Origin of the sequence: Pseudomonas sp. A-B-19 (genome assembly GCF_019947515.1) — a bacterium.
GTDB lineage: Bacteria > Pseudomonadota > Gammaproteobacteria > Pseudomonadales > Pseudomonadaceae > Aquipseudomonas.
The window spans coordinates 1-12,271 of the sequence record NZ_JAGYGN010000004.1 but is presented as its reverse complement, the minus strand read 5'-3'; the positions used below and the strand labels follow the sequence as shown (position 1 = coordinate 12,271).

Annotated in this window: 9 protein-coding genes; 4 read left to right on the top strand and 5 right to left on the bottom strand. The window is 58.1% G+C overall.

The genetic code is table 11. The features are described 5' to 3' along the window. Positions 1-243 precede the first annotated feature (243 nt). Positions 244-3,162 carry an EAL domain-containing protein gene (locus KGA81_RS05670; protein ID WP_223544925.1) on the top strand — a complete coding sequence of 973 codons (2,919 nt, stop codon included), beginning with the start codon at positions 244-246 and terminating at the stop codon, positions 3,160-3,162. Between the two features lie 61 nt (positions 3,163-3,223). Then, positions 3,224-4,684: an MFS transporter gene (locus KGA81_RS05665; protein WP_223544924.1), complete on the top strand. Its 1,461-nt coding sequence runs from the start codon at positions 3,224-3,226 to the stop codon at positions 4,682-4,684. 83 nt (positions 4,685-4,767) lie between these two features. On the opposite strand, the gene KGA81_RS05660 is transcribed toward KGA81_RS05665, so the two are convergent. The 3 genes from KGA81_RS05660 to KGA81_RS05650 are packed head-to-tail and all read right to left on the bottom strand — an operon-like array spanning position 4,768 to position 7,640. Next, entirely contained in the window at positions 4,768-5,628 is an 861-nt protein-coding gene (locus KGA81_RS05660; RefSeq protein ID WP_223544923.1) for a phytanoyl-CoA dioxygenase family protein, read from the bottom strand. A gap of 10 nt (positions 5,629-5,638) precedes the next feature. Then, a complete protein-coding gene (locus tag KGA81_RS05655) occupies positions 5,639-6,418 on the bottom strand; it encodes an ABC transporter substrate-binding protein (protein WP_223544922.1) in 780 nt (259 codons plus the stop codon). Between the two features lie 46 nt (positions 6,419-6,464). Further along, entirely contained in the window at positions 6,465-7,640 is a 1,176-nt protein-coding gene (locus KGA81_RS05650; RefSeq protein ID WP_223544921.1) for a M20 aminoacylase family protein, read from the bottom strand. 235 nt (positions 7,641-7,875) lie between these two features. On the opposite strand from KGA81_RS05650, the gene KGA81_RS05645 reads away from it, so the two are divergent. Next, complete coding sequence (locus KGA81_RS05645) at positions 7,876-8,790, top strand: LysR family transcriptional regulator (protein WP_223544920.1); 915 nt, start codon at positions 7,876-7,878, stop codon at positions 8,788-8,790. Between the two features lie 1,117 nt (positions 8,791-9,907). Here KGA81_RS05645 and KGA81_RS05640 read toward each other — a convergent pair. Further along, complete coding sequence (locus KGA81_RS05640) at positions 9,908-10,222, bottom strand: hypothetical protein (protein ID WP_223544919.1); 315 nt, start codon at positions 10,220-10,222, stop codon at positions 9,908-9,910. Between the two features lie 439 nt (positions 10,223-10,661). On the opposite strand from KGA81_RS05640, the gene KGA81_RS05635 reads away from it, so the two are divergent. Further along, on the top strand, positions 10,662-11,471 hold the full coding sequence (locus KGA81_RS05635; protein WP_159259626.1) for an NYN domain-containing protein: 810 nt from the start codon (positions 10,662-10,664) through the stop codon (positions 11,469-11,471). Between the two features lie 108 nt (positions 11,472-11,579). On the opposite strand, the gene KGA81_RS05630 is transcribed toward KGA81_RS05635, so the two are convergent. Further along, complete coding sequence (locus tag KGA81_RS05630) at positions 11,580-12,098, bottom strand: cysteine hydrolase family protein (protein WP_223544918.1); 519 nt, start codon at positions 12,096-12,098, stop codon at positions 11,580-11,582. Positions 12,099-12,271 lie beyond the last annotated feature (173 nt).

Below are 12,271 nucleotides of genomic sequence, written 5' to 3'. Positions count from 1 at the left end.
TCTTCGCATATTGGGACGCAATGGCCGAAGGCATATCTCGAAGGCGAATTGTGGCCAGCGCCTCCCGGTCACACAGAGTCCAGTGAGTTGCATCGTCCGGTTGAAACCACAACACGCGCCCCTGGCACCAAAGCGCATAAAATCATTGAAAAAAACCGCTATAAGCTTTAAACGGAAAGCTCTACGGCATATTGCTGGCAATCAGTAAGTGAGTGTCGACAGTTTTGGGCTCAGGGAGCGCTGATGAGTTTTCGTACATTGACCGGCTCCCCATGGCAATCGAGTACGTGCGAAGTTGCCGCACTTGAACCCATAGAGAACCCGGGCACCGTCGGCGACGACACGATCGGACAATTGCTGGACTTAGCGCGCAACGGGGGCCATACCGGCGCCTGGGCGTTTTACCGCGCCGGTGAACAGATGCATCGGGTTGGCCAGGGCGACCCACGGGTACAGTGGCCTTCAAGCGTTGCGTATGACGAGTTTGAAGCCTTTTGCCGGGCCCGCAACGTGCACCGCTGGCCGACGGGCAGAGGCGAAGGTGTGCTGGGTTGGCTACTCGCGCCAGTCGAGGATGCTGCGCAACCGGCGCTCGCCGAACTTGCCCAGCGCCTGGGCATTGAACTGCAGACCAATACCCTGGCCCGTGCGCAGATCACGCAGCGTGTGCTGTATGAAATCACCTATCTGGCCAGTTCGACCCGTGACCGGTCAGTGTTTCTGGTAGGGGTTCACCGTCTTTTGGCCAGCCTGATCGACGCCGAGAATTTCTATCTCGCGCTGTATAACCCGCACACGGGCAAGATCGACTACCCGTATTACGTCGACATCATCGACGCTGATGCCCTGGAGGCCGAGAACTACGAATACCTTGACCCGTCGCACCTGTCGTTGACCGGTCAGGTGCTGACCTCTGGCCAGCCGTTGCTGATCGACTCTGCCGGCATTCTCGCGGCTCAGGCCGAAAACCGTTTTTATTGCGTGGGTGATCGTCCCGAATTCTGGATGGGCGCACCGTTGAAAAACGCCTCGGATGACGTGTTCGGCATGCTGGCAATGCAGGTCTACGACGTTTCTCGCATCTACAGCGCCGAAGACCGCGCGCTGTTTCTGGTGGTCGCCCGTCACGTGGCCATGGCGCTGGACCGGATTCTGCACCGGGAGGACCTGGAAGAAACGGTGATACGTCGCACCCTGGAGCTTTCGGCACTCAACGACGCCTTGAGGCAGGAAGTGGCAGACCGGGAGCGCGCCGAACATCTGCAGAGCGCGCTGTTCCAGATTGCCGAACTGTCGAGCCGGCCTGGCGACATGGCCGAGTTGTTCCAGAGCTTGCATGGCATCGTCGGCGAGCTGCTGTTCGCGCAGAACTTCTACATTGCCCTGTTCGACGACGCGATCGGTGAAGTGACGTTTCCTTATTATGTGGATGAACGGCAGACGACCCGCCCGGCGGCACGGCGAGGGCGCCGGGGCTTGACCGAATACGTGATCCGTCAGCGTCGACCCTGCCTGATTGACGCCGGCGAGGCTGAACGACTGTCCGCGCACGGTGAAATCGAAATTGCCCATGAGTCTGTGCGCTCCTACTCCTGGCTGGGCATTCCATTGTTCGAAGACGACGTGGTGCGAGGCGTGCTGGCGGTGCAAAGCTATACCTCGCAGGTGAGCTATACCCAGCGAGACCAAGAGCTGCTGACGTTCGTGTCGCGACACATCGACACCGCGTTGTCGCGACGCACGGCCGCCGAAGCGATCCATGCCGCCAACCTCCAGCTGGAAGCCCGGGTGCAGAGCCGCACCCGCGAGCTCGACCACGCCAATGCCAAGTTGCAGCACGAAAACTCTCACGATGCGCTGACCGGACTACCGAATCGCACCTATCTGCAACAGCGCCTCAATCTGGCCTGGTCGAGGTTCGGCAACGAAGGCGGGCACTTGTCGGTGATGTTCATCGATCTCGACCGCTTCAAGATGGTCAACGACAGCCTCGGCCACCATTTTGGCGACCTGCTGCTGATGCAGGCGGCCCATCGTTTGCGCGGTTGCCTGCGCGATACCGACATGCTGGCGCGCCTGGGGGGCGACGAGTTTTCGGTGCTGGCTCCCGAGGCCCCGCTGGAGGTGATGATCGAGATTGCCGAGCGGATCCTGGTAGCGTTCGACCTGCCGTTTTTCATCAACGGCCATGAGGTTTTCTCGTCCTGCAGCATCGGTATCGTCAGCGCCGACAACCAGTTCCATCACGAGCCCGCCGACTTGCTGCGCGATGCCGATGCGGCGATGTATCGGGTCAAGAGTGCCGGGCGCGACAGCTACGCGGTATTCAACCAGCAAGTGCGCCGTGAAGTCTCGGACCAGGTCGAGCGAGAAGGGGCCTTGCGCAACGCGCTCAAACGCAACGACGAACTGCTGCCGTATTTCCAGCCGATCGTCAGCGTCGAAACCGGCGAACTGGTGGCCCTTGAAGCGTTGATCCGCTGGCATCAGCCGGGCGGCCGGGTGATTGCGCCAGGTGAGTTCCTGCCGGATGTCGAGGGTTTGCGCCTGATCGGTCGACTGGACCTGTACATGTTGACCAGCATTGCAGCGATCCTCGCACAGCCCGGGCACGCCGATTGGCCGCCGGTGCACGTCAACTGCTCCAGCTACAGCATGACGCGTCCGGAGTTCGCCGGTGAGGTGTTGACACTGTTGGCGCAGCACCGGGTCTCGCCGTCACGAATTTGCCTGGAGCTGACCGAAGGGGCGCTGGTCGCCGAGCCGGCGATTGCCCGACAGACCATGCAGCAACTGGCGGACAACGGCATGTCGGTGGTGCTCGATGACTTCGGTGCAGGGTTTTCATCCCTGAGCTATGTGCATCAATACCGTTTCAGCGGATTGAAAATCGATAAGTCGTTCATCCTCGAGCTGACCACCAGTTCCCGCAGTCGCGCGATTGTCCGGGCGATTGTGCGGATGGCCGAATCGCTGGACCTGAGTGTGGTGGCCGAAGGCGTCGAGGATGAAGCGACGCTGGACCTGCTGCGCGAAATGGGGGCGGGGCAGGCCCAGGGTTATCTTTTTGCCAGGCCGATGGGTTTGAAGGCGCTGTTGGCCAGTTCACTGCTCGGTCGCCAGGGGGTTACCACTGTGTGCAACCCGGCAGCGGAATTTTGAACTCCCGATGCGAGGGCTGACTCCTACTTCACAAGGTACTGCACATGACCATGTTGTAGCGATGACCCACCAGCAGCTGCATAGCCGCGAGCCCGGCACCCTATTCGAAACCCATGTTCCAGCACGCCTGGACCGCTTGCCGTGGGGCCGCTTTCATTCCCTGCTGGTGGTCGCGCTGGGCGTCACCTGGTTGCTCGACGGCCTGGAAGTGACCCTGGCCGGCTCGGTGTCCGGCGCGCTGAAAAACAGCCCCGACCTGCGCATGAGCAACTTCGATATTGGCTTGGCCGGCGGTATATACATCGCTGGCGCAGTGCTCGGTGCCTTGGTGTTCGGATGGCTGACCGATCGCCTGGGGCGGCGCAAGCTGTTCTTCGTTACGTTATGGCTGTATGTAGGCGCCACGGCGGCTACGGCGTTCTCCTTCAACCTGGAAAGCTTCCTGCTGTTGCGCTTCCTCACGGGCATGGGCATCGGCGGCGAATACACGGCGATCAATTCGACCATCCAGGAATTCACCCCGGCACGCTATCGCGGCTGGGTCGACCTGACCATCAACGGTACATTCTGGTTAGGCGCAGCGCTTGGCGCCGGCGGGGCGATCGTGTTGCTGGATCCGCAAGTGGTCGGCGGCGATCTGGGCTGGCGCCTGTGCTTCGGTATTGGTGCAGTGCTGGGCCTGGTGATCCTGGTGATGCGTCTGTGGCTGCCGGAAAGCCCGCGCTGGCTGCTGATCCACGGTCGGCGCGATGAGGCGCGAAGCATCGTCGAAGGCATCGAAGCGCGTCTGCGCGAACAAGGCCATGAACTGCCGGCCGTGACGGGCAAACCACTGCGCCTGCACGCGCGGGACCATACGCTGCTGGGGGAGGTCTTCCATACCCTGTTCGTCAGATTCCGCCGCCGCGCGCTGGTGGGGCTGACCCTGCTGACCGCGCAGGCGTTCTTTTACAATGCGATCTTCTTTACCTATGCGCTGGTGCTCACCGATTTTTACCAGGTGCCCGTCGAGCATGTCGGTTGGTATGTATTGCCCTTGGCACTGGGCAATTTCTGCGGGCCGCTGCTGTTGGGGCGCCTGTTCGACGTGATCGGCCGACGCGTGATGATCAGCTTCACCTACGCGATGTCGGGAGTGTTGCTGGCGCTCAATGGCTATGCCTTCCAGCAGGGTTGGCTGGATGTCACCCAGCAAGCCGCGGCGTGGATGGTGATCTTTTTTTTCGCATCCGCTGCGGCCAGCTCGGCTTACCTGACCGTAGCGGAAACCTTCCCACTGGAGATCCGCGCCTTGGCCATCGCCGTGTTTTACGCCTTTGGCACTGGCCTGGGCGGCATCATCGGGCCGACGTTGTTTGGCCAACTGATCCAGACCCAGCAGCGCAGCAGCCTGTTGATCGGCTATCTGACAGGCGCTGCACTGATGTGTGTGGCGGCGGCGGTGCAAGCGGTTTGGGGAGCCGCGGCCGAACGTCTGGCGTTGGAGCAGGTGGCCAGGCCTTTGTCGCAGGCCGAGGATTGAGGGGGCTACCAGCCAGCGAGCAAAGGTGTCGGGCCTTTCGTGAAGGTGAATACCTTCGGTTTACACCGGCCATCATCAACGTATCACTCGGGCCCTCTGCTTTCTCGATGCCAGAGTGTCGGAAAAAGCTCGTGTTCCATAGGTACACCTGATGCCAGAGCATCTTTAAGCCCAGGAAAGTCGGGAGAGGTGGCCCAAGGTCTCGGCGCATGCCGCACGTCATCGCCCATGACCCTCACTGAAAACGCGCGTCGACGGTTATGCCCGCCCACGCCAGCCGAGGCATGCAGGGTCAACATGTTGAAACACACCATGTCCCCCGGCGACAACGTCCATCCGAGAATGGGAAAGTCCTCGCGATGGCTTTCAATATCCGGTAGCTCGCCCAGTGTTCCCTCGGCAAACCATTTGGCCTGGCTGTCCATGAAGGACCGAGGCATCAACCAGGGGCCTTTGTGTGAGCCGGCGATGAATTCGAGGGTCGACTCCCTGGGCACGGGGTCAACTGGAATCCAGAAACTCACGGTGTCGGAACCCGTGATGTTGTAGTAGGGCTGGTCCTGGTGCCAAGGCGTGCGTTGGCGCGTATTGGGCTCTTTGACCAGCAGGTGATCATGGTGCAGGCGCACCTGTTGGCTGTTCAGCAGGGCGGCCGCGATGGGGGCGAGGGCGGAGCTGAAGATGAAGTCGCGATAGTGTGCGTTCTCTTGCCAGTTACAAAAGTCCTCGAAGAACCATCCCGGGTCCGTAGGGCTGCTCGCCACTTTGGCGCGAGGGCTGGGTTGGGCAAGGTTGCGCTCGATGCCTAGCGTCAGTTCGCTGATTTGCTGCGCGGTAAACGCATTACGGATGCACACTGCACCATCAGTTTGAAAGGCACGTACAGTCTCGTCGCTGACGGGGATGGCAAAACGAGATTCACCGCGTTGTGTCATTTCGTTCATGGGGATTGCCTCATTCGCCGTAAATATCGAAGTTGAAGTACTGCTTCGCGATCTGGTCGTATTGGCCGGATTGGCGAATGCTGGCAATGGCCGTGTTCAACTGCTCTCTGAGATCAGGCTCGTTTTTTCGGACACCGATAGCGACGCCATCGCCAATGATACTTTTGTCGGTGATGGGCTCGCCGGCGAAGGCAAAGCCCTGGCCCTGAGGCTTTTGCAACAATCCGATGTCGGCTTGTACCGAGGCCTGGAACGATGCATCCAGGCGTCCGTTGATGAGGTCTGAAAACACCTGGTCCTGGGTTTGGTAGGAAAGGATATTGACGCCCTGGCGGCCCCATTGCGACTTGGCATAACTTTCGTGCAGCGAACCTTGCACCACCCCAACCGTCTTGCCCTTCAATGATTCTGCCGTCGGCAGCAATCCGGAGTCTGCTCTGGCAACGAGAGAAGACGGCGCGGTGTAGATCTTGTGGCTGAAATCGACCTGCTGGCGACGTGGCTCGGTGGCGCTGAATGCAGACAGGATGGCGTCGAATTTTTTCGCCTTTAACGCCGGGATCATGCTGTCGAAGGGCTGCTCGACCCAAATACACTTGACCCGCAACTCGGCACAAAGGGCATTGCCCAGATCGATATCAAAACCACTTAATGAACCATCTGGCTGCTTTTGTTCAAAAGGCGGATAGCTAGGGTCGACGCCGAACTTGATCACCGGTTCCGCCTGCGACAGCGGGGTGATGAGCAGCCCGAACAGCAGGGTGATGGATTGAAGTTTGCGTAGTTGCATGATGACCTCGTTTTTTATTGGTTTTCTGGTTTTGGCAGGTCTTTGCTCAAGCGTTGAGTGGCAAGAAGGCCTCAGTCAACTTGACCCAATAGCCAGCGCCCCGAATCAGGATGTCGTCATTGAAGTCGTAGCGAGGGTCGTGAGCCATGCAGCTCTTTTCACCGTCGCCATTGCCGATGATCAGATAACTGCCAGGGCATTGCTGCAGGAAGTAGGCGAAATCCTCGCTGCCATTGAAGGGCACGATGTCGTTCAGCACCTCGTCCTCACCGAGCCAGTCGATGGCCACCTGACTGGCAAACCGGGTCATTTCTTCGTCATTCACCAGCAAAGGGTAATCGGCACTGTAGTCGATGTCGGCGGTCGCGCCGAATGCCTGCGCCTGGGCATGAATGAGGTGTTTTATCTGACTCTCCAGGCGGTCCCGGACGGCGTTGTTCAGTGAGCGGACGGAAATCAGCATGTGCGCGCTGTCCGGGATCACGTTGGACGCCTTGCCTGCGTGAATGGCCCCGACGGTGATAACGCTCATTTCCTGAGGTGAAATGTTGCGCGAGACGATGGTCTGCAAGGCCATGATGATGCTTGCGCAGACCACCACAGGGTCGACGCTCAGATGCGGCATCGCGCCATGACCGCCTTTTCCGTGAATCGTGACATTGACCTGGTCGGCGGAGGCCATGAAGGGGCCGGCCCGAAACCCGAGTTTTCCGACAGGGTAGCCAGGCATGTTGTGTGCAGCGAACACTGCATCACAGGGGAACTGTTGCAGCACGCCTTCCTGAATCATTCGTCGGGCGCCGGCCAGACCTTCTTCGGCCGGCTGGAAAATCAGGCGGACGGTGCCATTGAACGGATGGCCATGGGCGAGGGCGTAGGCGGCAGCGAGGAGCATGACCGTATGCCCGTCATGGCCACACGCATGCATCTTGCCCGGTATCCGGCTTGCATAGGGCAACCCGGTTTTTTCCAGAATAGGCAGTGCGTCCATGTCAGCCCGTATGCCGATCACACGCGAACCGGTGCCTTTTTTCAGCGTGGCGATGACCGCGGTTTCGGCGAAGCCGCGCGTCACGTCATAACCCCATTCGATCAATCGTTCGGCTACCAGCTCACTCGTCTCGACCTCCTGATAACCGAGTTCAGGGTTGGCATGGATCTGCTGGCGCAGTTCGCGCATTTCCTGCTCTATCTCTTTTAACAGCGTGATGGACTGTGTCATTGGCAGTGATTTTCCTTGGTGACCAGGAGGAGAAACCAATCTGTCGCAAGGGCCACAATCGACGATGGCTTACGGCATCATGCGTTTCATCAAAGTGCCAGGGCTTTTTCTGTTACGGTCTTTTGCTGAGGTTCGAAGCCCGGGTGGTGTTGGTCCCAGAGTAGTGGGCCAAGGCAGCAACTGACAGGCAATCGAAAGTGAACAAGGCAACCCAGGGTTAACACCGGCGGACACTATGAAGTTCTATCAACTCAATGCACTCGTGGCGGTGGCCGACGCGGGCAGCATCCGCGGCGCTGCAAAAAGACTCGATACTTCGCCGGCAGCGGTCACCAAGGCTATCCAGAAACTGGAGGCAGACACCGCCACACAATTGCTGATCCGTAATACCTCAGGGATTGTGTTTACCGAGCTCGGTAAAAAGTTGTTGATTCAGGCACGTCTGCTGGTGGCACAGATGGTCAGTGCCCGTCAGGTGTTGGGGGAATGCCAGGGGGAACTGGAGGGGCGCTTGTCGGTCGCCGTGACACCCTGGTTGGCGATGACGCTCATGCCAAAATCCGTCGTGCGTTTTCGCCAGCTGTTTCCAAAGGTACAACTTGAATTGCATGAGGGGCTTTCATCGGTCGCGTGTCCGCTGCTGCGGGATGCGAGCGTCGATCTGTTTATCGGACGGCTCGATACCCGGTTTTCCAGCACCGACCTGACCTGTCAGCCGCTGTTCACGGCCGATTGTGCGGTGGTCGCGCGTCAGCAACACCCGTTGTCGAACAGCAGGACCATGGAGGACCTGGCGTCGGCTGACTGGATACTGGCCTCGCAACAAGATGGAACGATTTCGACGCAGGGGCATGTGCATTTCGCCCATTCGCTCTCGATCATCCTGAGCTTACTGCGTGAAACCGACATGTTAAGCATCTTTCCCTGGCCGCTGGTGGAGATATGCGCTCAGCGCGAAGGCTTGTGCACCTTGCCTCTGCGCGAGCCGGTCGGCAGTGCCTCGGTGGGCGCCATCAGCCGAAGCGGACAGCCCCTGCGTCCGGCGGCCGAGCGGTTTCTGGAGTGTCTGATCGAAACCATTCACCTGGAGATGGGGCATGCGCAATCGCCTTATCGGCGCATGTTGCAGACCGTCGATTTGTTGGTCTGAGAGCGGTTATTGAAACTGAGTGGAGCGTCACTGGTTTCATGCTCATACGTCACTGCCCGCTCCTGGCTGATCTCAGTCTACCGCGACCGGCAGAAGGCGACCCATTGCGGACTCTGACTAACGTTGTGATTGAGGGGCTGGCCGGAGGCTGACGAAGACGGCTTTTGGACAGTCCCACTCTCCGGCCTATAGCGGGCTACAGGGCGAGTTGGTCGAGTTCGAATCCCTACCCACAGAGTGGGGCCTCGCAACGGTACTTCCAACGGCAACATTGAACTGTGGATTCAACCGGTGGACGCAACAGATTGGCTAAAACGTTCAGCAGACATTTCGTAGTTTAGTGTTTTCCGAGCGGTGCTCACGTTCAAAAAATTGAGTCAGTTGGAACACTGCATTTTTCTCACAGCACACCGCCTCCGCCTCCGCACGTATTGGAAACGCCAGACCAAGTCGGCACATTTCCTTGTTGTCAAAAATATCGAAGCCGCAAGGAGCCATGGTGGAGTAGAAGCGGCAACCTATCCGGACTGATCCCGTCTCAGTCGGTATCGCCGGAACGACAACAAACCTCGACGCCATTTCATCACCTTGATTTCACAGTCTTTTGTCATCTCATGTCATATGACCACTAGATCAACCATTCGATTAATGGGAGTCAACAAGCGGTATCAGGTAGCACATGAAGGATGTCTGCCGGCTATCTACTGTGACATTAATTGCGGACTGCTATTGGCCGATTTCTGTCTGTCGTGACCTTCAGCTATGGGTCGGATAGCGACCACCAGCCATAGTGACGGTCGATGCTAGACCGTCACTATCCGACCCAATATAGACAGGCCGTCCCACCAAAGTAAGGTTGCAGCATGAGGCCTAACCCTTCGTTCAAGCGGACCGGAATCAACCGAACTGAATCTTGCATCCATTGATACGGGCGCGGCGGTCACTGGTGAGGGGATAACCCATGAGCAACCCCAACCCGAAACGCCAAGGGCCTGCGATCATGCAGGCCCAGTCAGGTTGGGTACGCCGCGATGGGTAACCGCTGTGTTAACCCAACAGCGGCATTCTGCTTGGAGCCAGTATCTACGCAGCCTGTAGGCATTCAATGCGCGACCTGTCAAGCGGCACTCGCCTCATTGGCAGGATTCAAATAGCAGGCCATCTCCCGTTCGACAACGTCGATCTCATTTAGCCCCCAATTTGTCAGGGGCGCGGAAGGTTTGCCGGTCGAGGCAAAACTCGCCGCCAGCAGACGGGTCATCAGCGTCTTTGCCAAGTCCAGTTGCTTCTGAAGCTCCTGAGTCGCGCGATCAGCCTTATCCAGGCGCTGTTGCAGGGCATCGCCCCCGGCAGTGATCTGTCCGATACTGGCCGCCGTTTCATGGGGGTCGACCATCACTGCCGTTTTTTCTTCCAAAGATTTATCACTCATCAATGTGCTCGTTCGCTCAGGTTCAAGGTCAGGCGCGCGCAGGCCTTGCTTCACTGAGATCGGCACGAGAGTTTATTCCTACAGTTTTCTATAGCACTGATGCGCAAGGCGCCGACCAACGGCAGCGTAACCCATCAGCGAACCCAGCCTAGTTGTGGGTAATTGCACGGACTTGCCCACCCATTTGCATTCGACCTGACCAATCATTTGCATCGGATTTGACCATCACGCTGCGTGGCCATGACCGGCAGAGAACGACCCTAAGCAGCCTCTGACCATCGGCTGCTATCGGTCGATTGAATTGGCTAATCGGTTCCGCTTTGCACATCACCGCAAACCCGGAGCCGTTGGCAAAACACGCTCTCCAGCGCGAAGCGGTGATCCCTTCGTTCATCCATGATTTAACGGTATGTTGAAGTCCTCAACTCAAGGACGACCCATGGCCATCCACGCACCCACCCCCACGCAAAAACACTTGGCAGTGTTAATCGATGCCGACAATGCCCCCGCAGCAATTGTCGAAGGTTTATTCGAAGAAATCGCCAAGTACGGTGTCGCCAACGTCAAGCGGATCTATGGCGACTGGACTGGCCCTCAGTTGGGTGGATGGAAAAAGGTGCTACTCGACCATTCGATTCAGCCTATCCAGCAGTTCGCGTACACCAAAGGTAAGAACGCAACAGACAGTGCCTTGATCATCGACGCAATGGACCTTCTGTACACCCGACGCTTCGACGGTTTCTGCCTGGTTTCGAGCGACAGTGACTTCACCCGCCTCGCTTCGCGGTTACGAGAAGAAGGTTTGACGGTCTACGGGTTTGGTGAAGAAAAAACCCCGAGACCGTTCGTGTCGGCCTGCGACAAGTTCATCTATACAGAATTGCTGCGCGGTGAAGTGCTTGTTGTTGCAAGCAATGGACATGATCGACCCGAACCCGAGCCACCCGCCGAAATCGAGGTCGTCAAAGTCGCCAGTACGCCCGAGGTAAAAAAGCTACCCAAGGCACCAGTAAGTTTCATCGCAAAGATCTTGGATGACATTGCCGACGAGGACGGCTGGGCTCACTTGGGTGCACTGGGCACCAACATCAGCAAATTGAGGCCTGAGTTCGACCCTCGTACCCATGGTTATAAAAAGCTCAGTGAGTTGATCAAGGGGTATCCGGATACGTTTGAACTGCAAACTAGAGGAACATCGGGAGTGGGCGGTTCAATACTCTATGCCCGGCACCGACAGCCGAGCTCATAGCCCCCATCACCAACGACCGCTCTTGGCCGACGTCTGCCTGTCACGACCAGCTGAAAGCGACTCAACGCGGACAGATCGGCTTGACTCGGGCCGATCTGTCCATGGCGGCTAGAAACACCAGTCCTCATCGCGTACGACACGGCAGAACGGTCCCGCGAGGGTCGCATTGTGATGAGCGACAATCTCTTCGGCCTTCAGCGCAGAGGTGTCCGTGCAGGTATGGCCATCGGCGATCAGCACTGCATCGAATCCATGGTCACGTGCGGCGCGGCAGGTGCTGTCGACACAGTATTGGGTCTTCATTCCGGCAATGACCACACCCTGAGTTCCACAAGCCCGTAGCTGATCGGCCAGGGCTGTCTTGGTGAAGGCGTTGGGACGACTTTTCTCGAAAATCACTTCGTCGCCGTGCAGCGCCAGTTCCTGCACCAGTTGTGTCAACGGGCTTCCAGGCTCGATTGGTGAACCAGGTGGACCAATGTGGCGGGCGAGAAAAATGGGTGCGCCTGCACTCCGGGCTTTACTCAACAGATTATTCAGTGTGTCTAGCAACGCTTCGCCAGCCCATGGCTTATCCGGGCCATGAAACAATCCAACCTGCATATCGAGAATCAACAGTGCATACATAGTGCTTTTCCCTGCGTTTTGGCCAGCGACACAAGGGCAAAAGAAAAGGTTCTTCACGGAATCCCGGGAAACACAGAAACAAGAACGCCGATTTGGTTGATGATGTTCGTGCGAGCAAACACATCTAACAAACCGGCGTTCTTATGCGCGATATTAATACTTTCCTTCCTTTT